Below are 26217 nucleotides of genomic sequence, written 5' to 3'. Positions count from 1 at the left end.
TGGAAGAACGGCTCCGGCGTAAGGGCGGAGCCCGGTGTGATCGAAACGGCGTCCCCTGAGAGCCCAGGCGCGCGCCCGGACGGCCCTCAGGGGCGGATAAGGAGGAGCAGCGTGGTGGGGAGCGCGCAGGACCGCGCGGCCGCGAAGGCGGCGGCTGTGCGGCTGGTCCTGGAGCCGGCGCTGGCCAAGGCTCGTTCTCCCGAAGGGCAACGGCGGAGCGATTCGAACGCCGGCCGATTGCGGATGCCGGGTTCCTAGCCTCCGACACCACGCTTGACAAGTATCGCTTCCCGGCACGGCCGGACGGGACGGCGCGGCCATCGCGTCCCTGTGATCGCCGAAGGACAGGATTCCGACAACCCGCGTCCAAGGATAGGCCACGCGACCATTGCCTTGTTCATCCGTCGGCCTAGCTTCCGCTCCGTGCTCCAGCGACGCGCGACGATCTCGTGCGCTGCTCGCACAATAAAAATCCAAGAGGAAACGTCCCCATGTCCCGTTCGATTCTGCGCGGTCTCGCCCTGCCCGCCCTCGCCCTTCTTGCCGGTACCGTCCCGGTCCTCGCCCTCGACGTGACCAAGACCATCGACGTGCCGGCCGCCCCCGCCAAGGTCTGGTCGACCATCGGCGACTTCTGCGGCATCGGCCAATGGCACCCGGCCATCGAGAAATGCGTCCCGTCCATGGACGGTGCCAAGACCCTGCGGACCCTGAGCCTGAAGGGCGGCGGCACCATCGTCGAGTCGCAGACCGCCCGCGACGACGCCAAGATGCGCTACACCTACGCCATCGTTTCCGGTCCCCTGCCGGTGAGCGATTACAGCTCGACCCTCATGGTCGCCCCGAAGGGCACCGGCTCGACGCTGACCTGGACGGGCAGCTTCAAGGCCAAGGGCGCGCCGGATGCCGTCGCGACGGATGCCATCGGCGGCATCTACGAATCCGGCCTGAAGGCCATTGCCGACAAGACCAAGTAGGACATCCCACCCGGCCGCCCGACCCTGAGGGGTCGCGCGGCCACGGAAGAGGGCTGAGAAATCATGGGGTGTTCTCGCGGCTTCCCCGCGACCGGAGCGCTGTAGCCGGCAGGCAATCGCCGGCGACACATGCCCTCCGAGTAGACCCTCAGGGTAGAATAAATCGCCATTTACGCGAAATTTACATCAGAAACTGCATCCTGGCGTCTCCGCTCCAGCGGCCCGAGCAAAGACCCGAGGCGCCATGATACCGGCCAACGATGCGATCGAACCCCACTCGGTCGCGAAGGTCCGACGCGCGATCCAGGACAACGTGTCGAGCCTCCTGGACCTCAGGGAGCATTTTACCCGGCAGATGGCCGCCCTCGAGGAGGCCGAGCGCAGGGTCAGGCGCTTGGCCCTGCGGGAGGCGAGCCAAATCCTCGGCGATGTCCTCGACGACCCTCCGGAGCACGGGACACTTCGCCGGAATGGCGAACTTCAGGAGGAAGCCAACCAGGCGTTCCGGGAGATGCAGGCGACCCACGCGGCGATCCTGGCACAGATCACGACCCTGCTGGCGGGGAGCGAAGCGCTTTACGAAGCCACCTTCCTCTGAAGCCTCCGCTCCGTAATGGGCCGCGGACGCGGTCATGGAGAAATCCCCGCGCGAAGGCGCCGGGGTTGCGGGCCGACAGTTGACCGGCATCGCCCCCGGGAGCAAAACCCCGGCATCGTTCAAGCTATGCCATTGTCGAGGACAATCGTGGTGTCACCGCAACGCGTGAGCCTCGCGCTCGCCTCCCTCCTGGCCGTCACCTTCGTCGGCGCCTGCAAGCCCGGCCCCTCGGCGCCGGCGATCGTCGCGGCCGCACCCGCTGCCGTGGTCGCTCCGGTTCTGCCGGCCGGCAGCGGCTGCGGGCCGACCATCGCCCGAACCCAGGCCGTGGTAGACAGCGATGTCGCCACGGGCAATCTCAACGCCCCCGTGGGCGAGCGCTTCAGCGGGGACCTGCGCCGGGCGGCCGAGGCCTGCCGCGCGGGTCAGGAGCGCGAGGCGCTCGGCCTCCTCGCGGCGGCCAAGGCGCGCTACGGCTACCCGTAGGCTCGCCTACGCGTTGGCCTGGCCCAGCAAGGTCTGGCCCAGCAAGGTCTGGCCGAGATAGGCGCGCACGAAGCCCGGCATGCGGTCGGGCTGGAAATCCGCGGGCGAGCGGACGGCGAAGAACCCGGCGAGTTCCGGTTCGGCCTCCGCCGCCCGGTGCCGTGCCATCCGGGCGACGAGGGCGGCAGCATCCTCGGGGAACACCACGGGACGCAGGAACGCGTGCTGCCCGGCGCCGCTGACGAGCACCCACGCATCGGAAGCATCGGGCGGGAGGATGAGACCGGTCTCCTCCAGGAGTTCGCGGGTCGCACTGCCGGCGAGGTCGACGCGCGCGCCCGGGCGCACATCCGAACCGTCGGGCGTGCCGCAGGGAAAGTAGATCTGGTCGGCATTCGCGGACTCGCGGCCCATCACGCCGAGGATGGCGGCCCCATCCCGGGACCACGGCACCACGGCGGCGAACGCATTGGTCACGGATGGGTCGGGCGAGCCGCTCTCCCGGAACGTCAGGAACGCCGAGAACCGGGTTTCGAACAACTCGATGGTGCAGGCCCCGTCCGTTACCCGGCAGGCGCGGGCCAGGAGGACGCGCCCGTCGAACAGGGCCGGCTTCTCCGCCACCCGCCGGTCCCAGTGCGCGTCGATCCGCTCCGCGTTGTCCCGGGCCCAGGCCCAGTCATGGGTGACGAGGCGGGCGTCCAGGCGGTCGAGGCGCGTGAGGGTGAGACCGTCAGGGTTCAGGCCGTCAGACATGCAGGTGTCCTTCGCTGACGATGATCGCCGCGCCGCCGACCTCGATGGCGCGGAGAACACCGGCCTCGATGCCGAGCTGCACCCGGATCTCGCTGGGGCGGCCCATGGCGGCGCCCTGGTTCAGGACGAGGTCGTGGGTACCCTCCCCCAGGGGCTCGAACTGCATCATCACGCCGGCGAACGCCGCCGCCGCCGAGCCCGTGGCCGGGTCCTCCGGCACGCCGAGATGGGGCGCGAACATCCGCGCGTGGAAGTGCCGGACGCCGTCCGGATCGGGGCTGTAGAGGTAGAGGGCCACCGGCGCGCCGAGGCGCGCGAACGCCGCCGGATCGAGGACGGCGTTCGCCAGGATCTCGGGCGACGCCACGGGCACGAACAGGAAGCAGGGACCGAGGCTGTGCCGGCTCGGGACGTGGCGGCCGAACCCGATGGCACCGGGCGCGAGGCCGAGGGAAGCGGCGAGGGCTTCGGGCGCGGGGCCATCGCCCGCGAATTCCGGCAGGACCGGCATGCGGAAGCGCGCCTGCCCCCGGCCGTCACCGGGCTCGACCACGCAGGGCAGGGTGCCGATCCCCTCCTCCAGGCCGAACGCGACGGCGTCCGTGAGGCCGGCGTGGCTGTCCTGCAGGGCCAGCAGGACGGCGGCGCCGAGGGTGGGATGCCCGGCGAACGGAAGTTCGGCGCGCGGCGTGAAGATGCGCAGGCGCGCCCGGTGGCGCGGGTTGTCGGGGGGCAGCACGAACACCGTCTCGGACAGGTTGAACTCGCCGGCGATGGCCTGCATCGCCGCACCGTCGAGCCCGTCGCAATCCAGCACCACGGCCAGGGGATTGCCGGCGAGCATCGTGTCGGTGAACACGTCGAGGGTGACGAAGCGTCGGGCCATTTTCTTCCGATCTCCCAAGGGTTTCGGCGTCAGACCGGCTCGACGGGGAACGTCTCGCTCGGGGCGACGAACTCGTCCTGCGCCGCCACCGTGAGGATCTCGCGGGAGCCCGCCTCGGCCGTGCGGCGCAGGAGGCCGTAGATCGAGGCGCCGGCCATGCCGAGCGCCAGGGCCGCCGAGCCCGTGCGGGCGTAGTGCACGAGGAACAGGGCGGCGATGGCGTCGCCGGCTCCGTTGACGTCGAGGTGGAGGCGCGGCGTGCGCAGGAGCCAGAACTGGCCGCCCTCCCCCGCCAGGAGATCGATGGCGCCCGGCGGCGTCGCCTCGGTGGCGAGCGAGGTGACGAGGACGACGCGGGGCCCGAGGGCGTGGAGCGCCGTCACCGCCGCCTTGGCCTCCAGGAGGGTACGCGACGGCAGGCCGGAGAGGTGGTCGAGCTCGAACTGGTTCGGCGTGGCGATGTCGGCCACCCTAAGGGCTTGATCGCGCATGAATTCCGGGATCCCGGGGCGCACGTAGATGCCCCGGTCGGTGTCGCCCATGACGGGGTCGCAGGCGTAGAGGGCACGGGGATTGGCGGCGCGGACGGAGGCCACGGCGTGCACGATAGCGGTACCGATATCGGCCGAGCCCATGTACCCCGACAGCACGCCGTCGCAGGTGTGGAGGACACCGCGCTCCGCGATGCCGGCGACGAGGTCCTCGATGGCCGGGCCGTCGAAGACCCGGCCGCGCCAGGCGCCGTAGCCGGTGTGGTTGGAGAACTGCACGGTGTGGATGGCCCAGACCTCGACGCCGAGGCGCTGCATCGGAAACACCGCGGATGCGTTACCGACGTGGCCGTAGGCGACGTGGGACTGGATCGAGAGGATGTTCAAGCGGGCCGGTTCTCCAACGTAACATCTTCCCTTATCTCGTTTTTCGCGACCTCGCACCTTCGGACGATCCATGGATTTCGATGCGATCAAGACCTCGACCCTCGCCTTCGTCGAGGCCCATCAGGCCTGGACGCCGCTCATCGTCGGGGTGCTGGCGTTCTGCGAGTCCCTGGCGTTCCTCTCCCTCCTGGTACCCGCCACCGTGCTGCTGCTCGGCATCGGCGCACTCATGGGGACGGTGGGGATTCCGTTCGTGCCGGTGATGCTGGCGGCGGCCGTGGGAGCGGCCCTAGGGGATTGGATTTCCTACGAATTCGGCCATTACTACAAGGAGGGGGCCAAGCGGATGTGGCCGCTCACGCGCTACCCGGCGATGGTGGCGAAGGGCGAGGCGTTCTGCCTGAAATGGGGGGCCGGGGGCGTCGCCCTGGGGCGGTTCTTCGGGCCGGCGCGGGCGGTGGTGCCGCTGATCGCCGGAATTTTTGGGGTCAAGCGCCTGCCGTTCCAGGTGGCGAACGTGCTCTCGGCCGTGGTCTGGGCCTTCGCGATGCTGGCGCCCGGAGCTGGATTGTTCAATTATTTCAAGGGCTAGGCTAGGGCGTGCGACGGGGTCGCAGGTGACAAGCGGCGCCGGGACTGATTTCTAGGAGGCCAGTCCCGATTCGGAACGACGATGTCCGCAGCCCTGGCTCACGCGATTCAACCCTCCGGCGCGATTCTGCCCGTCGACCGCCGGCAGTCGCCCACCGCGCTTCACGTGCAACGGGGCGTACGCCGGCTGTATTCGGAACTCGGGCACGTGACGATTCCGGAGTTTTCGCTGGCCAACGGACGGCGCGCCGATGTCATCGCCCTGTGTCCGGCCGGGCGCCTGACGATCATCGAGATCAAGTCGAGCGTGGCGGACTTCCGGGCCGACCGGAAATGGCCGGATTATCGCGATTATTGCGACCGGTTCTACTTCGCGATTCCCGATACGCTTTCGACGACGCTGACGCCGGACGATGCGGGCCTCATCGTCGCCGACGCGTTCGGGGCCGCGATCCTGCGGGACCCGGCCGAGCACGTGCTCAGCGGGGCGCGCCGCAAGGCCGTGACCCTGCGCTTCGCCCACAACGCGGCACGGCTGCTGCACGCGCTGGCCGATCCGGGGGCGATCCGCGAGGGGGTCCTGTAGGATTTTTCGAAGTCGGCCTAGAGAGAAAAACCGAAAGAAATCAACCCGCTAGGGTGATCTCGCCCTCCCGGACGGCGCGCTCGCCGGTGCCGGACTTGATGCGGTAGAACGGTTCGCCGGTCTGGTCCTCGGGGACGAGGCGGACGATCTCGAACACGTCCCCCGTGTCGGTCTTGGCGTCGGCGTAGCCGAGGCGGGCGCGGCGCACGCGCTGGCCGAGCTTGAACTTGTGGGACATGGGAGTCTCCTGTCTTGAGCGGCGCGACAGCGCGCCGTGCGTGGGACCGTGGACCGGTCCGCGGGGTGCGGCGTGCGCCGGTCCGTCCCCTGAACGGAACGGACGGCGCGCGGCGCGCACCCCGGATGCGCCGCGCGCTACTTGCGGGCCTTGGCCTTGCGCGCCGCGTAACGGGCATCGCGCTGGGCCTTCTGCTCGAGACGGGCCGCGGCGGCCTGCTCGATCTTCTCCTCGGCGGCCCGGATGGCCTCGGCGGCGAGGCGCTCGCGCTCGGCATCGGCCTCGGCAACCCGCTGGGCCTCGGCGGCGGCGCGGGCTTCGTCGCGGGCACGGGTCCGGATCTCGCGTTCGCGGACGATCTGCTCGCGCTCGGCCTTGCGGGCCAGGACGGCGGGGTCATCGGCGGGCGGGCGGTCCCGGAATCGGGCGAGGGCCGCCTGACGGGCTTCGTTGGCCGCCTTGAGGCGGTCGGTCATGGAGTTTTCGTTGAATTGGCTCACACACGATCCTGGATTTGCGCCGGCTCGGTCCGAAGGGACGAGAATTCCGCCGGCAAAAGACATCGAGTCACAACGTAAGAAGCCGCTCCCCGAATGGGGAGCGGCCCTTTGAGACGTCAGGCCGGTGGTGTCGTTCAGAAGACTCCGAAAAGTCTCCTGAGGCCACCGTCAGGCCCGAAGTGGTTCAGGCGGTCTGGAGGTTGCCGGCGGACTGCTTGCCGCTGCGCTTGTCGGTTTCCATCTCGTAGGAAACCTTCTGGCCTTCGGCGAGGCCGCGCATGCCGGCGCGCTCGACGGCCGAGATGTGCACGAACACGTCGTTGCCGCCGTCATCCGGCTGGATGAACCCAAAACCCTTTTGCTCGTTGAACCACTTAACAGTACCGACAGCCATCGTATTCCTTCGCCCTTGCGGGCTTATATGTCAGAGGTCCACGCGATCGTGCGCGGCCACCTCCCGACCAACCCAACGGACGAGATTTGAATACCCCGATCCGTCTCCGGATCGAAGCGTTGAACTCTCGGGTTTTGGACTGGTTTTTTGCTTGTACGCGCTTGGCGGGGATTTGGCAAATCATAGGCCATAGATTGAATTTGATGGCTTCACATTGTCTGGTGCGGCATCCTCTCAGGCCAACGATTCAGCTTTTTTTCATCACATCACAAGAATGTATCGCTCCGTCAGCTATTTTTAGATTGAGGGTTTTTCTCGGTGGCGGATCGAGTTCGTGAACAGACGACGTATCTTTGGGTCGCAGAAACGATCTTGCGCAAGCATCGGCGGCCTCTGCGAGCTCGCCAAATTGTGAATTTTGGATTGGACGATGGCTTATTTGCTGACATAGACTTAAGCAAGACTCCGCAAAAGTCGATGCAATCTCGCTTAAGCATGGACATAATAAAAAAACGCTCCACCTCTTTATTTATGAGAACAGGACGTGGGAAGTTTGTCCTGCGAGAGTTGCATAAAAAATCTCAGGGACAAACAAAATCTAGTTTTATTCCAGCGGAATACACGGCAATCAGACGCGCCCCTACTATGCCGTCGGAGAATGTCCTATCAATTCCAAGGTCTGAATACGCCAGCATTCTCGATTTCCAGGGAATAAATCTTTCATACAATATAATTTTGGAAAAACTTCTTGCCTCACCTGGGATCACATATATCCCGCGAACCGAAGCCGAAACTAACTCAGAATATAAACAGTTCGTTACTTATACGATAATACAGCAACGAGAGAAAGTGCTATCTTTTCGTCGAGGTTAGTACAACAGAGCAGCTTCATTCCTTAGAGGAGCTCGTTGTATTGGTTTTGGGGGTCACGTTACTGAAGATGATATCAGTATATTTTCGCATGGGGACCGAGGAATTCGTGCAAATGCTGCGCGGGAGATTGCGGAAGAGATCGCATTTGCAAACGGCCGCCCTCAGATTGACCCTTCAGATTTTGAAGTGATCGGATTTCTGAATGACGACTCTTCAGATGTAGGAGTTAGGCATGTTGGCGTAATATTGCGATACTGGGCGCCGGAGAAGCCTGAATGGGATAATCCACTTCGTGGCGAAGCGTCCGTTTCGCAGTTAAAATGGCTCAATACATCTGCATCGACAATTGATCTTTTAGAATTCGAGTACTGGTCTCAGCTTTCTTTGCGAACACTTTTTCCTGCTTTTTTAAGCAGCCGACCGGCATATAAAATAATTCGTCCATCCGCATTTCAAGAAGACCACTTACTTTGCATCACGGGGTCAATAGGTTCCGGAAAATCTATCACAACCAATAGATTGTGCGCACAGGCAGGATATAAGCAGGTTAACACTGGAAGAATTATAGCTTCGATACTAAAAATTGCGCCAGTCCCCGAAACAGGGCGGGCTGAATTTCAAGCGAAAGCGCTTGAATTTATACGCTCGAAGAATGGTCCAAAGAAACTTGCAGAAGCAATCTCTGCAGAAATCGCGGCGATAGATACATCTAGGATAATCATTGATGGAATACGACAACTCGAGACACTTGAGATACTTAAACAGATATCAATAAGGAAAGTTGCTACTATTTTTGTGCATACTCCGCCTGATATTGCTTATCGCCTTTATTCAATTAGAGAGGCAGATAAATTGAACATAACGCTTTCAGAATTCATGAAAATCTACAACGCTCCTGTAGAATCTGAAGTCAGGCTGATAATCCAAGAGGCAGACGCAATAATATATAACTGGTTCGGGCTTGATAATTATGAAATATTAGTTGAGAATCTAATAGAAAAACTTGGACTCCAATTATGACGAAATATTCGTTCGATGGTGGCTATGACGATGGATATGCTGCAGTACCTTGTCTCTGGGGCAAGGAGCCTGGCCTTTTGGTCAAACGCTTTCTGTCCCAGAGGTCACTCTCCACCGATTTCCGGGTTTTAGATTTGGGATGCGGCGAGGGCAAAAATTCTGCAGCGTTCGCAAAGCGAGGCGTAGATGTTACAGCCGTTGACTGCTCGTCAAAGGCAATATCGAATGGTCAGAGTGCCTTTCCAGACTTAAGCATCCAGTGGATTAACGCAGACGCTCTTGATTTCGATATTGAATCCGATAGTTTTGATTTAATAATCGCTTACGGCTTGTTGCATTGTCTACCACATATCGGCGGCGTCACTAGCCTATTGAAGCGGATAAAGCGTGGAACAAAACTCAATGGTTACAATATAATGTGTGCATTCAATAGCCGATCACAAGATTTATCTGCCCACCCTGGATTTAATCCAATACTTATTTCTCATGATTGGTATGTCTCACAATACTCCAATTGGGATGTTGAGCTAGCAACTGACATGGATCTTCATGAATCGCACCCCCATAATGGAATTCTTCATCATCACTCTCTTACTCGCATAATAGCACGGTTCGCTTAATGTCTGCGATTTGCCCCCCCGAATTAAAACGACTCTATCGCGAAGGACGTGTTCTGCCCTTTGTTGGTGCTGGTGTTTCAATGTCAGTATCTTGGATAGGAACTAGCGGCGAGCAGGTACGCGGTCCGAGTTGGGTAGAGATGGTAAACCAAGCTGCCCGCATACTAGGATATGATGATCCAGAGTTGCTTCGGCTTAGAGGAACCGATCTTCAGATATTGGAGTATTTTAGGGTCAAGAAGAAAAACTTTTCTCCTTTGATTAATTGGATGGTTCGACATATAGACGCGCCAGACTCAGCACTCAAAAGTTCTTCGATCCATAAGAGCTTAGCTGAACTCGACAAGTGCAAGATTTTGTATACAACTAATTATGATGATTTTTTAGAGAAGTCCTTCGAGGCTTTTGGCAAGAGGGTACATACAATTACTACTGAGGAGGACATGGGGATCGATATGTCCTCTACTCAAGTAGTGAAGTTTCATGGCGATTTTAACAATCCCGATGAAATGGTAATGTCTGAAGGGCATTATTATAAAAGAATGCGCCTGGATGGTCCTATGGACTTAAAACTTAGATCTGATTTATTCGGAAGAGCAGTCCTATTTATAGGGTATAGCTTTAGAGACATCAACATCACTTACCTTTTTCAAACCGTGAATGACATGTTTAGTCGACTTCCCAACAGTTTTTCTGGAAAACGTGCCTATATAATTGTTCAAAATCCATCAGACTTTGAGAATAGGTTATTTCATGAACGAAATATAGAGGTTATACCCGCTTACGGAAATGATCGTACGGCGTCAACATCCGAAATATTAATGAATATGGCATCATGAAGAAGATTAACGTATACTACGCAACTAAAAGTGATTTTAAAAAACAGGAAATCAATTGCATTATAAGATCATTTGATTTTCGAAACGAAATGGGAATCATGCAGGCAATAGGAGACCGATTCAATTTCGTCTTCTCGGATGTTAAAACCGATGAGCCATTAGAAGTAAACTTAGAGACTATGGTTCGACACAAAGCTGTGTCTGCGTACAAAAACATTCTAATGCCATGCATAGTGGAGCATGCAGGTTTAATTTTTGATGCTCATAGGACCGAGGGATACCCGGGAGGACTAACACAACCGATGATGGACTCACTTGGTCCAGATGGGTTCTTGGAGAAAAGTTCTGTGAGCGGCCAAAAGGCGGTAGCCCGCGCCGTTATTGGATACTGCGATGGGATGTCAGTTCGTGTCTTTGTTGGCGAAACTGAGGGGGTTATTGTTGGATCGCCGATGGGAAGTAGAGATTTTTACTGGGATACCATTTTTTCTCCCGATAGCTTTGGAGGAGAGACTTATGCTCAAATCTCTGGTGATCCACATCGAGGTTTGATTGAGAAAATGCGGGTATCTCAATCCTTAAAAGCATTACAGAAATTCTTGGAGCATAGAGTGAAAATTGGAGCAAACTCACTATTTAGTGACTTTGACGGCTAGCTCAAAATATTCAGTGACACCTTCACCACCCCCCCATCCTCCAAATCCGGCCGGGTGGTGAAGCCGAGCTGCTTGCACACCGCCAACATCGGACGGTTTTCCCGAAGCACCGTCCCCTCCACCCGCGAAATGCCCTCGGCCTTGGCCCAATCGATCATCAAACTCATCAGGGCCAGCCCCAGCCCCGTGCCCTTGCGGTCGCCGCGGATGAGGATGGCGTATTCGCCGCTGTCGTGGTTGGCGTCGGCGTGGAGGCGCACCGCGCCGAGCATGAGGCCGGCGGCGTCGATGGCGACGAAGGCGATGGCGCGGGCGTAGTCGAGCTGGGTCAGGCGCGCCAGGAAGGCGTGGTTGAAGTCGCGCACGGGGGCGAAGAAGCGCAGGCGCAGGTCCTCGGCGCTCACGGACTGGAAGAACGTGAGGAACAGGGCCTCGTCCTCGGGGCGGACGGGGCGGACATGGATCGCCTCGCCCTTCAGGGTGAGGTGGCGCTCCCACTCCACCGGATACGGCCGGATGGCGAAGCGCGGATGGGCGGCACCCCGGCCGGGCGGCGCGGGGGCGACCATGACACGGGCGTCCAGCGCCAGGGCGCCGGTGGCGTCGGCGAGGAGCGGGTTGATGTCGAGTTCGCGCACCTCCGGGCAATCGGCGGCGAGCTGGGCGAGCTTCACCAGCACCAGGGCGACGGCGTGGCGGTCCACCGCCGGCACGTCACGGTAGGCGGCCAGCCGCCTTGCGACGCGGGTGCGGTCGATGAGCTCGGAGGCGAGGCGGAGATCCAGGGGCGGCAGGGCGAGCGCCCGGTCGTCGATGACCTCGACGGCGGTGCCGCCCCGGCCGAACACCACCACGGGGCCGAAGGTCGGGTCCTCGGCGAGGCCGGCGATGAGTTCGCGCTGCTGGCGCCGCCGGATCATCGGCTGGACGGCGAACCCGGTGATGCGGGCCTCGGGCCGGAGGCGGCGGGCGCGGACCAGGATGTCGGCGGCCGCCGCCCGCACGTCGGCCTCGCTGGTGAGATCGAGCCGGACCCCGCCGACATCGGATTTGTGGACGATGTCGGGCGAGACCACCTTGAGGGCCACCGCGCCGCCGGCGGCGATGATCTCCCAGGCGGCGGTGGCGGCGGCATCGGCGTCGGGGGCCAGCGTCAGGGGCACGCTGTCGATGCGGTAGGCGGCGAGCAGGGCGGCGACCGCGACGGGATCGAGCCAGGTCTGGCCGGCCTCAACGGCGCGGTCGACGATGGCGCGGGCGGCGGCGACGTCGGGGGAAAAATCGCGCGGCAGGGAATCCGGCGTGCGCATGAGGTCGTCCTGGGCCTCGCGGTAGCGCACGAGGTTGAGGAAGCCGTCGACGGCGTCGGCCTCCGTGGCGAAGCCCGGGATGTTGGCCGCCGCCAGCACCGCCGCCGCCTCCGGGTCGTCGCCGATCTGGGCGACGAAGATCGGCTTCTTGCGCTGGCCGCTGGCGCGGACCCGCGCCACGGTCTCGGCGAGCGCCGTCGCCGTGGCGGCGCTGCCCGAGCGAGCGGTGGGGACGTGGATCGCCAGCACGGCGTCGTGGCCGGGGGCGGTGAGCAGGGGCTCCAGGGCGGCGGCGTAGGCCTCGGGCCCGGCGGCGATGCCGAGCTCGACGGGGTTGTCCGCGGCGAGCGTCCCGCCCCGGTCGGCGAGGCGGTCGGCGGCGAGCGCCGCGATGCCGCGCCCGTTGCCGAGAATCGCGAGGCGGTGGCCCGGGAACGGGCGCTGGCGCCCGAGGGTCTCGACGGCGGCGAACATGGCGTCGAGGCTGTCGACGCTGAGGAGGCCGGCGCGGCGGAACGCGGCCTCGTAGACGGCATCGGGCCGGGCGAGCGCCCCGGTGTGGGTGACGCTGTGGCGGGTCGGGGCCCGGTGGCGCCCGGCGCGCAGGACCACCACGGGCTTGGCGCGGGCCGCCGCGCGCGCCGCCGACATGAACTTTCGCGCATCGGGGATGCTGTCGAGGGACAGCAGAATCGCGCGGGTGTGGAGATCGGCGGCGAAATGGTCGAGGCCGTCGGCGATGTCGATGTCGCAGGCCATGCCGAGGGAGAGGACGGCCGAGAACCCGACGTCGCGCCGGGCCGCCCAGGCGACGATGCCGGCCGCCACCGTGCCGGATTGCGAGACCAGGGCGAGGTCGCCGGCCTTCGGGGCCTGCGCCAGCAGGCTGGCATCGAGGTGTTCGCGCGACACGGCGAGGCCGACGCTGCCGGGGCCGAGCAGGCGCAGGCCGTGGCCCCGCGCCTCCGCCCGCACGGTCTCGCACAGGGCGAGGGGCACATCGGGGGTCAGGATGAGGGCCGCCGCCGCCCCCCGCCGCCCCGCCTCGCCGACCCAGGCCGCGAGGTCCTCCGGGGGCGCGGTGATGACCACGAGGTCGAGGTTTTCGGGCAGATCACCCATGTGATCAACGCAATGGACACTCTCCGAAAACGCATGACTCTGCGGATTGACGGCGAAGATGTTCGCCTTGGGGTGCGCGCGGGCGAGGTTGGCCAGGGCGGCGGCACCCAGCGCCGCGCCGGTGCCCGTGAGCCCGACCACCGCGACGGCGCGGGGCGCCAGCATGGCCTCGAAGCGATATGTGCTCATGCGCGCACCCTTGCGTTGCCTCCGTCGCGGGCCAACCATCCGGTCTTGCCGGGACCGCCGACGCGAGCGCCCGAGCCCCGCGTCCAGGCCCCACGGTGCGACGGGCGTTTCGCGAAAGCCTTAGCACGGACCCGTGACGGTGATGCGGGCCCCCCGCGACCGTTCCCTCCGGAGAATCCCATGACAGCATCCCCGCCCGACAACGCCCGGCCCGCCGCCTCCGCGCAAGCCCGGAGCGCGCACACCTCGGCGGCGGAGGGGGTCGTCGCGGCCATGCGCGACCTCCTCGCCCTCGGCCTGAGCCAGGGCACCTCCGGCAACGTCTCGGTGCGTCACGGCGACGGCTTCCTCGTCACCCCCTCGGGCATCCCGGCCGAGGCGCTCACCGCCGACAGCATCGTGCCGATGAGCTTTTCGGGCACCTGGGACCATGCCCTGGCGCCGTCGTCGGAATGGCGCTTCCACCGGGACATCCTGCAGCAGCGCCCCGAGATCGGCGCCGTGGTGCACGCCCACCCGACCTACTGCACGGCCTTCGCCCTGTGCGGGCGCACGATCCCGGCGGTGCACTACATGATCGCGGCGGTCGGCGGCCCGACCATCCGCTGCGCGCCCTACGCCCCCTACGGCACCGACGAACTCTCCCGGCTCGCGCTCATCGCCCTCGAGGGGCGCGGCGGCTGCCTGCTCGCCAACCACGGCATGATCGCCACGGGGCCGGACCTGCCGCGCGCCCTGTGGCTCGCCGTGGAGATGGAGACCCTGTGCCGGCAATACGCCGTCGCCCTGCAGGTCGGCGCGCCCGTGATCCTGCCCGACGACGAGATCGCCCGGACGGTGGAGCGCTTCAAGTCCTACGGCCTCCAGGCCCAGGCGGACGGGCCCGCGCCGCGCTGAACCGGCGCCGATCGGCGGATCGGGGGCCGGACCGCCCCCGTCGCGCCCAACTATCCGGTCGATGCCCTGTCGAGTGATTCCCGAGAATGAGGGGCCAGTCCGGCAGATGACCGGACCGCTGGGGCACAATCTGATCGGGTCTGAACTGAATTCATTTTTCCGACCAAGCAGGGGGACGATAGAGTTCCTTCGCCCATCGCTGGTCATTGCACACCGTTCAGCTGCGTAGGCTGGCTTAGGTAGTCAAAGTTCGTATTTTAGGCGAACACGTCAGTGCCTCTTGCGCTTCGACTTATTGCGTCATAGTAGCTCTAACATCATTATTTTTTGATTTGTTCGGGCGAACACGGTGCAGAACCGCACAGGGCCCGAACAATGCGGTCCACTGCGTAACAGGGGTTGAGAATGAACACGGACGGCGAGATGATGCCCGACTACATCGGGCTTGCGGCGGACATCGTCTCCGCCTTTGTCAGCAACAACTCAGTCCCGCCCGTCGAACTCCCCGCCCTCATCGCCTCGGTCCATGCCACCCTCGAACGCTTGACGGCGCCGGTGACCGAGGAGAAGAGCGAGCCGCTCCAGCCCGCCGTGTCGATCAAGCGCTCGATCACGCCCGACTATCTCGTGTGTCTGGAAGACGGGAAGAAGTTCAAGTCGCTCAAGCGTCACCTGCGGACGCGTTACGACATGACGCCGGACCAGTATCGCGCCAAGTGGAACCTGGCGAGCGACTACCCGATGGTGGCGCCGAACTACGCCGCCGCCCGTTCGGAGCTCGCCAAGAACATGGGCCTCGGCCAGCAGCGCCGGAAACAGGTGGCGGCCGTGGTGGAGCCGAAGGCCCCCGCCCCCCGCGGTCGCCGCCCGCGCGCCACCGAAGTCTGAGGACAATCCGCCGCCGGCGGTTCGACCGGCGGCGGAACGTTAGAGAACGGGCAAGGGTCGCGTGGCAATGTCCCGTGGCGCGGCCAACGGCCCGGCCATGGCGGCCCGGCGACCGCGCCGGAATTGCTCCATGCCGGGCCGGTCGAGCCTCGTCGCACGCCTGTTCTGGACCAGCCTCGTCGGGGGCGGCGCCGCGTTCTTCCAGGGCGCGCCGGCCCTCGCGGTGACGGGACTGTGCCTCGCCGCCCTCGTCCTGCACCGCCTCGACCGGCCCCGGCGCATCCGCTGCCTCATCCGCAAACTCGTCCGGCAGCACGCCGCGACCCTCGCCCTGCGCCGACGGCAGGAATGTTTCGTGGATGCCTACGGCAACCTCATCAACGACGGCTGGGTTCGCGAGCGCGAATACTTCGCCGAGCGGACGATTCTCCCCGCCTTGGACGCGAAAGGCTTCGGCGAGGACGGCGATGCCCTCTGGGACGTGATCCTCGCGAGCATCGAGCGCACCGCCGCCGCGTATCCCCTCCCCGACGAGGCCGACGCGCCGGAGGACGGCATCGCCTACGAGCGGTTCTGCGCCGAGCGCCTGCGGGAGGCCGGCTGGAATGCCCGGGCGACCCAGGCGAGCGGCGACCAGGGCGCCGACATCGTCGCCGAGCGCGCCGGCATCCGCCTCGTCGTCCAGTGCAAGCGCCACGGCAAGCCCGTGGGCAACGGCGCCGTGCAGGAGATCGCCGCCGCCATGCGCTACTGGTCGGGCGACATGGCGGCGGTGGTGTCGAACGCCGGATTCACGCCGTCGGCGCGAAAGCTCGCGGCGGCGACGGGCGTCGAACTTCTCCACCACGACCAGCTGTCGGAGCTGAAGCCGGTGCGCGAGCTGGGCGGCCGCAAATCCGGCTCGACCAAATCCGGCGTGACCCGATCCGGTTCAACCATGCCCCGCGCCACCGCGGCCGAGCGGTAGCCAGGCATTGCCGTCGCGGGCGAGCAGGGCCGCAGCCTCGTCCGGCCCGTCGCTGCCGGCGGCATAGAACGCGACGGGCGCCGCCCGCCACGCCGCGAGCAGGGGCTCGACGGCCGTCCAGGCGGCCTCGATGCCGTCGGCGCGCTGGAACAGGGTCGCGTCCCCGGTCATGCAATCGTACAGCAAGGTCTCGTAGCCGACGCTCGGGCTCTCGTGGAAGAAGTCGCCGTAATCGAAGGTGGCGACCACGCGGCCCAGGTGCATCTCGGGTCCCGGCCGCTTGGCGTTGAGGCCGATGCTCATGCCCTGCTCGGGGTCGATGCGCAGGCGGAGGGTATCGGGCTCCATCCCGGACGCGGCGGCGAACGGAGAGTGCGCCGGAGCCCGGAAATGGATGGCGATCTCGGTGGCCCGGTCGGTCATGCGCTTGCCCGTGCGCAGGTAGAACGGCACGCCCGCCCAGCGCGGGGTGTCGATGGTGAGTTTCAGGGCGACGTAGGTCTCGGTGCGGGAGTCCTCCGCCACATTGGGCTCGTCGCGGTAGCCGATGACGGCTTTGCCGAGTTCGGTCCCGGCCGTGTACTGGCCGCGCACGGCGTCCCCGGGGGCGATCGGCCGGATCGCCGTCAGCAGCCGGCTCTTGGCATCGCGGATCGCTTCCGCCGCGAGGCTGTCGGGCGCCTCCATGGCGACCATGCACAGCAACTGGAACAGGTGGTTGGGCACCATGTCGCGCAGCGCCCCCGTCGGCTCGTAGAACGCGCCGCGTTCCTCGACGCCGATGGTCTCGGCGGCGGTGATCTCGACGGCGGCCACGTGCTCGGCGCGCCAGACCGGCTCGAGCAGGCCGTTGGCGAAGCGCAGGGCCAGGATGCTCTGCACCGTCTCCTTGCCGAGGAAGTGGTCGATGCGGAAGAACTGGTTCTCGTCGCCCTGGGCGAGCAGCGTCGCGTTGAGCGCTTTCGCCGACGCCAGGTCGCTGCCGAAGGGTTTTTCCACCACCACCCGCCGGAACGCGCCGTCGGTCTGCTTCAACAATCCGGCCGCCCCGAGTTGCTCGACGATGGGGCCGAAGAATCGGGCCGAGACGGCGAGGTAGAACACCACGTTGCCGGTGAGCGCCCCGGCGAGATCCCGGAAGGTCGCGGCATCCGAAAAGTCGCCGTGCCGGAAGTGGAGCCGATCGCGCACGAAGCCCCAGGCGGTCGCGTCGATATGGTCGGGGTGGAACTCCGAGGTGCGGTCCGTGGTGAAGGACTGCATGGTCGCGGAAAGCGCGTCGCGCCAGCCGTCGTCGGTGTTCTCGTTGTGATCGACGCCGACGACCTTGAAGTCGTCGGAGAGGAGCCTGCCCGCCGAGAGGTTGTACAGGGCCGGCATCAGCAGGCGCTTGGTCAGGTCGCCCGAGGCGCCGAAGATCACGACGGTGCAGGGCGGTGCGGTCGGGCTGTCGCTCGGCGGCGGCGTGTCGTGTGCGGCTTCGGTGCTCATGGCGACTGTCTCCCGGGGGGGTCGGCTCCCGCACGGCCCGGCGCACGGAATCGCACATCAACCTGCCGCAGTGCAGCGCGTTCCGGGATGGGCGTGCGGTGGGTCACACAGGGGTTCGCACCGGCCGGGGCGGCTTGCGGCCTCGTGTCGGTGCTCACCCTCATCGTCGGCCTTTCACGCGAATGGCTGTAAGGGGTGGTTCTGCGACGGTCTGGTCTGGAGCAGCAGATTGGAAAAGCCGCCCTTCGACGCGGGACTGGGCCGTGCGAGCCGGGGGAGAATGCGGACCGGCGCCCGGAGGAACTGGCCTGTGACGGAGGACGACTGAGCGACGCGAATGGCCTCAGGCCGGTCGCGGATCACGCTGGTGCGGCGCGCTGGTCAAATCGTGTATCGACGCGCCTGCAACTTGCCCTTCGGCAATCCGTTGAGAGCCTCAGACAACGAGGGCTCCCATGACCGATCACACCCCGCCGAACGCCGTCCGCGGTGGCGAGACGCATCAGATCGCAGACGATGATTATCCGGTTCTCACCACGAACCACGGCACGCCCATCAGCGACAATCAGAATCAGTTAAAGGCAGGTCCCCGCGGACCCGTCCTGCTCGAGGACGAGGTCTACCGGGAGAAGATCAACCATTTCGACCATGAGCGCATTCCGGAGCGCATCGTCCATGCCCGCGGCTCGGCGGCCCATGGCTATTTCGAATGCACGGAGAGCCTCGCCGACATCACCGTCGCCGACCTGTTCCAGAAGAAGGGCCAGCGCACCGATGTGTTCGTGCGCTTCTCGACGGTGGCGGGCGGTGCCGGATCGATCGACACCCCGCGCGATGTGCGCGGCTTCGCAGTCAAGTTCTACACACGGCAGGGGAACTGGGACCTTGTCGGCAACAACATTCCCGTCTTCTTCATTCAGGATGCCATCAAGTTCCCCGACTTGATCCATGCCGCCAAGATGGAGGCCGACCGCGGCTATCCCCAGGCCGCGACCGCGCACGACACCTTCTGGGACTTCATCAGCCTGATGCCCGAATCCACGCACATGATCCTGTGGGTGATGTCGGACCGGACTCTGCCGCGGACCTTCGCGAACATGGAAGGGTTCGGCGTTCACACTTTCCGTTTCATCAACAAGGAGGGCAAGAGCACCTTCGTGAAGTTCCACTGGAAGCCGAAGGCGGGACTGGCTTCGACGATCTGGGATGAAACGGTTAAGATCGCGGGGGCCGACCCGGATTTCCAGCGGCGCGACCTGTTCGAGCGCATCGAGCGCGGCAACTATCCCGAATGGGAACTCGGTGTGCAGCTCTTCGATGAGGAGTTCGCGAATAATCAGCCCTACGACGTGCTGGACGCAACCAAGATCATCCCCGAGGAAACATTGCCCGTCCGGATCGTCGGCAAGATGGTCCTCGACCGTTATCCCGACAACTATTTTGCCGAGACCGAACAAGCGGCGTTCGTGCCCAGCCACGTGGTGCCGGGGATCGGCTTCTCGAATGACCCGCTGCTTCAGGGCCGGTTGTTCAGCTACACCGACACGCAGCTCTCGCGTCTCGGCTCGGTCAACTTCCACCAATTGCCGATCAACGCCGCGAAGGGACGTGCAGAGGCTGCGGGCTGCCCGTTCATGAATCAACAGCGTGACGGGCACATGCAGATGGCGGTGCCGAAGGGTCGTGCCAACTACGAGCCGAACAGTCTCGCCAAGGTGGGCGAGGTGGGCGGCGCACGCGAGGATGCCTCGGGCGGCTACAAGACATTCCCATCGGAGGAGCACGCCCAGAAGCTCCGGGTCCGGCCGGAAAGCTTCGCCGACCATTACAGCCAGGCGCGTCTGTTCTTCCGTTCGGTGGACCCCGCCGAGCAGGCGCATATCGCGTCCGCCTTCGTGTTCGAGCTCAGCAAGGTCTCTCTGGAGCATGTGCGCACGGCGATGCTGGCGAACCTGCGCAATGTCGACGAGGATCTGGCGCGGCGTGTCGCGGACGGTCTGGCCATGGCCCTCCCCGCAGCCTCACCCACCGCGGCCCCCGTTCTCGACATGAAACCCTCCCCCGCTCTGCGCATCATTCGAGGTCCCCTCGAGAAGCACACCCTGGAGGGCCGCACGGTCGGCATCCTGATCGCCGACGGCACGGACGCCGAGGCGCTCAATACGCTCAAGGCCGCCATCGCGGCGGCGGGCGGTCATCCGATGACCATCGCGCCCAAGGTCGGCGCCGTGCCCCTGTCGGATGGATCGACGGTGAAGGCGGACAAGCAGCTGTTCGGCCAGCCCTCGGTCACGGTCGATGCCTGCGCGGTCGTTCTGTCCGGGGAGGCGACAGCCAAGCTCGTCCGGGAGGGCGCGGCGGTTCAGTGGGTCATGGACGCGTTCGGCCACCTGAAGGCGATCGGGGCGAACGCCGCCGCGAAGCCGTTGCTCGACAAGGCCGGCGTCGAGCCCGATGAGGGCGTGACGGACCTCGCCGACTTCGTCGATGCGGCCAAGAAGCGCTACTGGGACCGGGAGCCCAAGGTTCGTACACTCGCCTGAGCGTCCTGAAACGGCTTGGCCGCTCAGTGCATTCGGTAGCTCTGAGCGGCCATCTGATCGATCATATCTGCTCGAAAAGCTGAGAATTTCTTCTGCTGAGCTTTGAGCGTATGCTGCATTGGCTGGCAAAACGACCGCTCTTGAGTTCACCTCGATCCGTTTCACACGACGTGGTCGGGTCGAACGCTGCCGCTCACTACGGGTAGGAACACAGGTCTCGCGAGGAGCGATCCCCCGCTCACTCGTCGGTCCGCACAGCCTGCCCGGAATCGATGGGCAACCGCGTGCCCTTGAGCGCGTCGCCGGTCGGCAGGCTGCGCACGTCCCAGCCGCCGCCGAGCGCCCGGATCAGGGCCACGGCGGTGGTGAAGCGGTTGAGGCGGATCTGGAGGGCGTTGATCTCGTTGTTGAGGGCGATCGACTGGGCCGTGACCACGGTGGTGTAGTTCTGGGTGCCGGCCCGGTACTCATTGAGGGTGATCTCGACGCCGCGCCGGGCGGAGGCCACGGCCTCGTCCTGCGCCGCCTGCTGGCGGGCGAGGATGCGGACCCCGGACAGCCCGTTCTCGATTTCTCCGAAGGCGGTCAGCACGGTCTGGCGATAGTTCGCAACCGCCGCCTCGTAGGCCGCGCGGGTGATGCGCAGGGCCGCCGCGCGGGCGCCGCCGTCGTAGAACACCTCCGAGCCGGCGGCCGCCACGGACCAGACCTGATTGGCCGCCGAGAACACGCCGTTGGAGGTCAGTCCCGAGATGCCGCCCGAGGCCGAGAGGGTGAGTGTGGGGTAGAACGCCGCCACCGCGACCCCGATGAGTTCGCTCTGGGCCTGCACGGTGCGCTCGGCCTGGGCGACGTCGGGGCGGCGCTCCAGCAGGGCGGAGGGAATGCCCACGGGCACGGCGGGCGGCCGCACGGCGAGCGGTCCGACGGGTAGGGACAGCTCGGAGGGCGGGCGCCCGACGAGGGTGGCGAGCGCGTGCTCGAAGATCGCCCGCTGCAGGCCGATGGCGATGGCCTGGGCCTGCGTCGTCTGCAGCAGGGTCTGGGCGGTAATCACGTCGGAGCGGGCGGCGACGCCGGCCGAGTACTGGTTCTCGGTGATGGCGAGGCTCTTCTTGAACCCGGCGATGTTCTCGTCGAACACCCGCTGGAGCGAATCCTGGTAGCGCAGGCTCAGGTAGTTGTTCGCCACCTCCGACTGGATGGTGAGGCGCACCAGGGCGAGGTCGGCGGCGCTGGCCTGGGCGGTGGCGACCTCGCTCTCGAGGTTGCGCCGGATGCGGCCGAACAGGTCGAGCTCCCAGCTCGCCTGGCCCTGGAGCGAGATGGTGGTGCGCTCGGAGCCGCCGACCCGCGAGCGGGTGATGTTCGGCGCGCCGATCACCGTGGGGAACAGGGCGGCGCGGGCCTGGGCGACGAAGCCGCGCGCCTGCTCGTAGGCGGCGACCTGGGCGCGCAGGCTCTGGTTGTCGACGTCGACGAGGCGGATCAGGCGGTCGAGGGCGGGGTCCTTGAACACCCGCCACCAGTCGCCGCGCTCGGCCCCGTCGTTGGGGGCGGCCGGGCGCCAACCCTTCCGGCTCGCCACGTAAGCGGCGGAATCCTCGCGGGCGCCGCCTTCCTTGAAGGCGAGCGGCGTCTCGACGGAGGGACGCGAATAGTCGGGCCCGACCATGCAGCCGGAGACGGTGCCGGCGAGGAGTAGCAGGGCCGTGAGGCGCGACGCACCCTTCCCTCCCCCCCCCTGCGGGGGAGGGTTTTCCTGCGCGCGACGATCCACGAAACCCACCACGCTCATTCGGCCGCGCCGGGAACCGCGCCAGGAACCGCGCCGAGCGCGGGTCCGCGCCGGCGCAGGCGGTCGAGGTACAGGTAGACGACGGGGGTGGTGTAGAGGGTCAGGATCTGGCTCACGATGAGGCCGCCGACGATGGCGATGCCGAGGGGGCGGCGCAGCTCGGAGCCCTCCCCGCCCGCGAGGATGAGGGGAAGCGCGCCGAGCATGGCGGCGAGCGTTGTCATCATGATCGGGCGGAAGCGCAAGAGGCAGGCCTCGAAGATCGCATCCCCGGGTTTCAGGCCGCGCGTCCGCTCCGCGTCGAGGGCGAAGTCGATCATCATGATGGCGTTCTTCTTCACGATGCCGATGAGGAGGAACACCGCGATCAGGGCGATGACGGTGAACTCGGTGCCGGAGACCAGCAGGGCCAGCAGTGCGCCGATGCCGGCCGACGGCAGCGTCGAGAGGATCGTCAGCGGGTGGATGAAGCTCTCGTAGAGGATTCCGAGGATCGTGTAGACGGCGACGAGGGCGGCGAGGATCAGCAGGGGCTGGCGCGACGAGGATTCCTGGAAGCTCTTGGCGCCGCCGGCGAACTCGCCGTGGATGGTGGCGGGTAGGCGCAGCTCCGTCATGGTCTGCTCGATGGCGCGGGTCGCGTCCGACAGGCTCTTGCCCGGCGCCAGGTTGAACGAGATGGTCGTCGCGACGAACAGGCCCTGGTGGCTCACCTGCACGGGGGCGTTGCCGGTCTCGAGATGGGCGAAGGCCGAGAGCGGGATCATCGTCTCCTTGGCGGAGGACACGGGCGCGCTCGACGAGGCGCCGCCCTTGCCGCCCGCGATGGCGTTGGCGGCGGCGTTCCGGGCGGAATCGCCCGCGATGGAGGAGGCCGTGGCGGAGGCGTCCGTCGCCGCCCCGACATTGCCGGCCGCGTTGGTGTTGACGGTGCCGCCGGCCGCCACGGTGCCGGCCACCGCGTTGGTGGTGGCCGAGCCCCGCGCCTTGCCGCCCGAGGTCGAGACGTAGAGCGTCTTCAGGGTGTCGGGGCTCTGAAGGTAGCGCGGGGCCACCTCCATGACGACGTGGTACTGGTTGAGCGGGTTGTAGATGGTCGAGACCTGACGCTGGCCGAAGGCGTCGTAGAGGGTGTTGTCGATCTTGTCCGGGGTCAGGCCGTAGCGGAAGGCGGTGGCCCGGTCGATGACGAGGCGGCTCTCGAGGCCGCCCTCCTGCTGGTCCGAGGTGACGTCGGCGAAGATCGGGTCCTTCTGCAGGGCCTGGAGCAGCTTCGGGGCCGCCGCGTAGAGCTCCTCCGAGGTGTCGCCCTGGAGGGTGTACTGATAGGTGGCGAAGCTTTGGCGCCCGCCCATGCGCAGGTCCTGGCGCGGGAACAGGTAGAGCCGGGCGCCGGCCACCTGGGCGAGCTTGGGGCGCAGGCGCACCATCACCTGCTCGATGGGATCGCGCTGGGCCTTGGGTTTGAGGCCGACGAAGACGTTGGCCGAGTTGGTGCCGCGCCCGCCGGTGAAGCCGACGACGCTGTCCACCGCCGGGTCGGCCTGCACGATGGCGGTGGCCTGTTCGAGCTTCTGCTTCATCGCCTGGAACGAGATGCGCTGGTCGGCCTGGATGCCGCCCATCATCTGGCCCGTGTCCTGCTCGGGAAAGAAGCCCTTCGGCACGATGACGTAGAGGTAGACGTTGAGGCCCACCGTCGCCAGCAGGCTCAGCGCCACGAGGCGGCGGTGGCGGAGCGCCACCCGCAGGGTGCGTTCGTAGCCGGCGAGCATCGCGTCGAAGCCGGCCTCGAGGCCGCGCAGAAAAACGTTCGGCCGGCGCGACGGGTCGTGCGCTTCGGGCTTGAGGAGCAGCGCGCACATCATCGGCGTGGTGGTGAGCGACAGCACCAGGGAGATGAGGATCGCCAGCGACAGGGTGACGGCGAATTCCTGGAACAGGCGCCCGACGATGCCGCCCATGAGCAGGATCGGCAGGAACACTGCCACCAGCGACAGGCTCATGGAGATGACGGTGAAGCCGACCTCGCGGGCGCCGAGCAGGGCCGCCTCGACCCGCGTCCGGCCCTGCTCGATGTGGCGCTGGATGTTCTCCAGGACCACGATGGCGTCGTCGACGACGAAGCCCGTGGCGATGATGAGCGCCATGAGGGAGAGGATGTTGAGGCTGTAGTCGAGCAGGTACATCGCCGAGAAGGTGCCGACGATGGAGATCGGCACGGCCACCGCCGGGATCAGCGTCGCGCGGCCCGAGCGCAGGAAGATGAACACCACGAGGATCACCAGCCCGACCGCGATGAGCAGGGTGTGCTCGGTCTCGGCGAGCGAGGCGCGGATGGTGGCGCTGCGGTCGCCCGTCACCATGAGGTCGATGTCGCCCGGGAGCGCCGCCTGGACCTGGGGGATCGCCTTCTTCAGGCCGTCGATGGTGTCGACGACGTTGGAGCCGGGCTGCTTGTAGATGAACAGGATCACCCCGGGCTTGCCGTTGACGAGGCCGAGGTTGCGCTTGTCCTCCACCGAATCCACGACCTTGCCGACATCGGTGAGGCGTACGGCCGCGCCGTTGCGATAGGCCACGACGATGTCGCGATAATCCGCCGCCACCCGGCCCTGGTCGTTGGCGTAGAGCTGGTAGCGGCGGGTCTCGGTCTCGATGGCGCCCTTGGGCGAGTTCGCGTTGGCGGAGGCCAGGGCCGCGCGGATGCCCTCGAGGCCGATGCCGTAGTTGAACAGGGCGGTGGGATCGAGCTCGACCCGCACGGCCGGGAGCGACGAGCCGCCGATGTCGACGTTGCCGACCCCGGGCAGCTGGGACATCTTCTGCTGCACCACCGTGGCGGCGGAATCGTAGAGCTGGCCCGGCGACAGGGTGTTCGAGGTCAGCGCCAGGATCAGGATCGGCGAATCGGCCGGATTGAACTTGCGGTAGGTCGGGTTCTGGCGGAGCGCCGTCGGCAGGTCGGCCCGCGCCGCGTTGATGGCCGCCTGGACGTCGCGGGCCGCCCCGTCGATGTTCCGATTCAGGCCGAACAGCAGGATGATCCGGACCGAACCGGTGGAGCTCGTGGACGTCATCTCGTTGACGTCGGCGATGGCGCCGAGACGCCGCTCCAGGGGCGCGGCGACGGTGGTGGCCATGGTCTCGGGCGAGGCGCCGGGCATCGTCGCCTGGACGAGAATGACGGGGAAATCCACCTGCGGCAGGGGTGCCACGGGCAGCTTCAGGAACGCGAACATCCCGGCGAGCAGCACGCCTAGGGTGAGCAGGATCGTCGCGATGGGCCGGCGGATGAACGGGGCGGAGACGTTCACGCGACACCTCCCCGAATGCCTCTGCGTACCGGCGTGGAGCGCAACCGGCCCCCTCTCCTGGAAGGAGAGGGTTGGGGTGAGGTGTGGGACCCATTCGGAAAGTTCGCACACCTCACCCTGTCCCTCTCCTTCCAGGAGAGGGGACCCGCGCCGCCCGCGCAGTTTGGAAAGACCTCAGTGTCCCAGACGGGAGTTGGTTTCACGGCCATACTGTCTCGCATGGCACACGATTCGAAGATGAACAGGGACAGGAGGGAGGGATGAGCCGCGCCACGTTCCTCCGGCACACCACGACTGCTGCGGAAGCCAAGCTGTGGCGTGCGCTTCGCGGCACCAGACTGAACGGCTGGAAGTTCCGCCGACAGCATCCGATCGACCGTTACATCGTGGACTTCGTCTGCCTGACGGCGAAGCTGGTCGTGGAGGTCGATGGGGCCACTCACGGCAGTCCCGCTGCGCTCGATCGCGACGCTGAGCGAACACACGTTCTCGAGGCCGCCAGCTTTCAGGTGATCCGGATCGGCAACGTGGACATCCGAGAGAACCTCGACGGCGTTCTCGAAAGCATTCTGGCGGCCATGCACCTCCGTGACCATCTGTAACGCGGCCGTCGACAGGTACCGGTTTCCTCGCCCGATCGTACCCAGAAAGCGCAGGTCTATCGATGTGGAGCGCGACAGGCCCCCTCTCCTGGAAGGAGAGGGTTGGGGTGAGGTGTGGGACCTGTCCGGAGATGTCACACACCTCACCCTGTCCCTCTCCTTCCAGGAGAGGGGACCCGCGGGTACGGGATGAGG

Annotated in this window: 25 protein-coding genes; 15 read left to right on the top strand and 10 right to left on the bottom strand. The window is 65.4% G+C overall.

Annotated features, from left to right (window positions below):
• The first annotated feature begins 491 nt into the window (after positions 1–491).
• From MKK49_RS05420 to MKK49_RS05410, 3 genes are all read left to right on the top strand, one after another.
• The gene (locus MKK49_RS05420; protein WP_244027032.1) at positions 492–977 is read left to right on the top strand and encodes an SRPBCC family protein; all 486 of its coding nucleotides are present in this window, start codon (positions 492–494) and stop codon (positions 975–977) included.
• A 313-nt stretch (positions 978–1290) separates the two neighbouring features.
• Complete coding sequence (locus MKK49_RS05415) at positions 1291–1575, top strand: hypothetical protein (RefSeq protein ID WP_244027031.1); 285 nt, start codon at positions 1291–1293, stop codon at positions 1573–1575.
• A 126-nt stretch (positions 1576–1701) separates the two neighbouring features.
• Complete coding sequence (locus tag MKK49_RS05410) at positions 1702–2061, top strand: hypothetical protein (RefSeq protein ID WP_244027030.1); 360 nt, start codon at positions 1702–1704, stop codon at positions 2059–2061.
• A 6-nt stretch (positions 2062–2067) separates the two neighbouring features.
• On the opposite strand, the gene MKK49_RS05405 is transcribed toward MKK49_RS05410, so the two are convergent.
• Genes MKK49_RS05405 through pdxY form a run of 3 tightly spaced genes read right to left on the bottom strand, consistent with a single transcriptional unit; the run spans position 2068 to position 4581 of the window.
• The gene (locus MKK49_RS05405) at positions 2068–2817 is read right to left on the bottom strand and encodes an NUDIX hydrolase (RefSeq protein ID WP_244027029.1); all 750 of its coding nucleotides are present in this window, start codon (positions 2815–2817) and stop codon (positions 2068–2070) included.
• Positions 2810–3703: a PhzF family phenazine biosynthesis protein gene (locus tag MKK49_RS05400; protein WP_244027028.1), complete on the bottom strand. Its 894-nt coding sequence runs from the start codon at positions 3701–3703 to the stop codon at positions 2810–2812. Before MKK49_RS05400 ends, MKK49_RS05405 begins: the two co-directional genes overlap by 8 nt.
• Positions 3704–3732: 29 nt before the next feature.
• On the bottom strand, positions 3733–4581 hold the full coding sequence (gene pdxY / locus MKK49_RS05395) for a pyridoxal kinase PdxY (RefSeq protein WP_244027027.1): 849 nt from the start codon (positions 4579–4581) through the stop codon (positions 3733–3735).
• 70 nt (positions 4582–4651) lie between these two features.
• Between pdxY and MKK49_RS05390 the strand changes: the two genes are divergently transcribed.
• Positions 4652–5173, top strand: a complete 522-nt coding sequence (locus tag MKK49_RS05390; RefSeq protein WP_244027026.1) for a DedA family protein — start codon at positions 4652–4654, stop codon at positions 5171–5173.
• Positions 5174–5254: 81 nt separating this feature from the next.
• Positions 5255–5758 (top strand): MmcB family DNA repair protein, encoded by a 504-nt coding sequence (locus tag MKK49_RS05385; protein ID WP_244027025.1) that lies wholly within the window; start codon positions 5255–5257, stop codon positions 5756–5758.
• A 40-nt stretch (positions 5759–5798) separates the two neighbouring features.
• Here the strand turns inward: MKK49_RS05385 and MKK49_RS05380 are convergent, their stop codons facing one another.
• The 3 genes from MKK49_RS05380 to MKK49_RS05370 all read right to left on the bottom strand — a co-directional run bounded on the left by MKK49_RS05380 (position 5799) and on the right by MKK49_RS05370 (position 6890).
• Positions 5799–5996, bottom strand: a complete 198-nt coding sequence (locus MKK49_RS05380) for a hypothetical protein (protein ID WP_056088405.1) — start codon at positions 5994–5996, stop codon at positions 5799–5801.
• A gap of 137 nt (positions 5997–6133) precedes the next feature.
• Positions 6134–6496 (bottom strand): DUF6481 family protein, encoded by a 363-nt coding sequence (locus MKK49_RS05375; protein WP_274533109.1) that lies wholly within the window; start codon positions 6494–6496, stop codon positions 6134–6136.
• Between the two features lie 184 nt (positions 6497–6680).
• Positions 6681–6890 (bottom strand): cold-shock protein, encoded by a 210-nt coding sequence (locus MKK49_RS05370; protein WP_056088410.1) that lies wholly within the window; start codon positions 6888–6890, stop codon positions 6681–6683.
• Between the two features lie 318 nt (positions 6891–7208).
• Here MKK49_RS05370 and MKK49_RS24765 point away from each other — a divergent pair, with 318 nt between their 5' ends.
• The 5 genes from MKK49_RS24765 to MKK49_RS05350 all read left to right on the top strand — a co-directional run bounded on the left by MKK49_RS24765 (position 7209) and on the right by MKK49_RS05350 (position 10898).
• Entirely contained in the window at positions 7209–7763 is a 555-nt protein-coding gene (locus MKK49_RS24765) for a winged helix-turn-helix domain-containing protein (RefSeq protein WP_409565021.1), read from the top strand.
• A gap of 186 nt (positions 7764–7949) precedes the next feature.
• Positions 7950–8783, top strand: coding sequence for a hypothetical protein (locus MKK49_RS05365; RefSeq protein ID WP_244027024.1), 834 nt, complete (start codon positions 7950–7952; stop codon positions 8781–8783).
• Positions 8780–9403, top strand: a complete 624-nt coding sequence (locus MKK49_RS05360; protein ID WP_244027023.1) for a class I SAM-dependent methyltransferase — start codon at positions 8780–8782, stop codon at positions 9401–9403. The genes MKK49_RS05365 and MKK49_RS05360 overlap by 4 nt, the downstream gene beginning before the upstream one ends.
• Entirely contained in the window at positions 9403–10242 is an 840-nt protein-coding gene (locus MKK49_RS05355; RefSeq protein ID WP_244027022.1) for an SIR2 family protein, read from the top strand. The genes MKK49_RS05360 and MKK49_RS05355 overlap by 1 nt, the downstream gene beginning before the upstream one ends.
• Positions 10239–10898, top strand: a complete 660-nt coding sequence (locus tag MKK49_RS05350; RefSeq protein ID WP_244027021.1) for a non-canonical purine NTP pyrophosphatase — start codon at positions 10239–10241, stop codon at positions 10896–10898. The genes MKK49_RS05355 and MKK49_RS05350 overlap by 4 nt, the downstream gene beginning before the upstream one ends.
• Here MKK49_RS05350 and MKK49_RS05345 read toward each other — a convergent pair.
• Positions 10895–13519, bottom strand: a complete 2625-nt coding sequence (locus MKK49_RS05345; RefSeq protein WP_244027020.1) for a GNAT family N-acetyltransferase — start codon at positions 13517–13519, stop codon at positions 10895–10897. The two genes, MKK49_RS05350 and MKK49_RS05345, sit on opposite strands and share 4 nt — an antisense overlap.
• 273 nt (positions 13520–13792) lie before the next feature.
• On the opposite strand from MKK49_RS05345, the gene MKK49_RS05340 reads away from it, so the two are divergent.
• The 3 genes from MKK49_RS05340 to MKK49_RS05330 all read left to right on the top strand — a co-directional run bounded on the left by MKK49_RS05340 (position 13793) and on the right by MKK49_RS05330 (position 16271).
• On the top strand, positions 13793–14416 hold the full coding sequence (locus MKK49_RS05340) for a class II aldolase/adducin family protein (protein ID WP_244027095.1): 624 nt from the start codon (positions 13793–13795) through the stop codon (positions 14414–14416).
• A gap of 405 nt (positions 14417–14821) precedes the next feature.
• Positions 14822–15304: a MucR family transcriptional regulator gene (locus MKK49_RS05335; RefSeq protein WP_244027019.1), complete on the top strand. Its 483-nt coding sequence runs from the start codon at positions 14822–14824 to the stop codon at positions 15302–15304.
• 130 nt (positions 15305–15434) lie between these two features.
• Entirely contained in the window at positions 15435–16271 is an 837-nt protein-coding gene (locus tag MKK49_RS05330) for a restriction endonuclease (RefSeq protein WP_244027018.1), read from the top strand.
• Here the strand turns inward: MKK49_RS05330 and zwf are convergent.
• Positions 16236–17762, bottom strand: coding sequence for a glucose-6-phosphate dehydrogenase (gene zwf, locus MKK49_RS05325; protein WP_244027017.1), 1527 nt, complete (start codon positions 17760–17762; stop codon positions 16236–16238). The genes MKK49_RS05330 and zwf overlap by 36 nt on opposite strands.
• A gap of 455 nt (positions 17763–18217) precedes the next feature.
• Here zwf and MKK49_RS05320 point away from each other — a divergent pair, with 455 nt between their 5' ends.
• The gene (locus MKK49_RS05320) at positions 18218–20305 is read left to right on the top strand and encodes a catalase (RefSeq protein WP_244027016.1); all 2088 of its coding nucleotides are present in this window, start codon (positions 18218–18220) and stop codon (positions 20303–20305) included.
• A 238-nt stretch (positions 20306–20543) separates the two neighbouring features.
• Here MKK49_RS05320 and MKK49_RS05315 read toward each other — a convergent pair whose 3' ends face one another.
• Positions 20544–22103: an efflux transporter outer membrane subunit gene (locus MKK49_RS05315; RefSeq protein ID WP_279595349.1), complete on the bottom strand. Its 1560-nt coding sequence runs from the start codon at positions 22101–22103 to the stop codon at positions 20544–20546.
• Positions 22100–25420, bottom strand: a complete 3321-nt coding sequence (locus tag MKK49_RS05310; protein ID WP_244027015.1) for an efflux RND transporter permease subunit — start codon at positions 25418–25420, stop codon at positions 22100–22102. The genes MKK49_RS05315 and MKK49_RS05310 overlap by 4 nt, the downstream gene beginning before the upstream one ends.
• A gap of 260 nt (positions 25421–25680) precedes the next feature.
• Between MKK49_RS05310 and MKK49_RS05305 the strand changes: the two genes are divergently transcribed.
• Positions 25681–26022 carry an endonuclease domain-containing protein gene (locus MKK49_RS05305; protein WP_244027014.1) on the top strand — a complete coding sequence of 114 codons (342 nt, stop codon included), beginning with the start codon at positions 25681–25683 and terminating at the stop codon, positions 26020–26022.
• Positions 26023–26217: the final 195 nt, after the last annotated feature.

The organism is Methylobacterium sp. J-090 (assembly GCF_022829345.1).
Taxonomy (GTDB): domain Bacteria; phylum Pseudomonadota; class Alphaproteobacteria; order Rhizobiales; family Beijerinckiaceae; genus Methylobacterium.
Note: the sequence above shows the minus strand (reverse complement) of the source record. Positions and strands in the feature narration are given on the sequence as shown.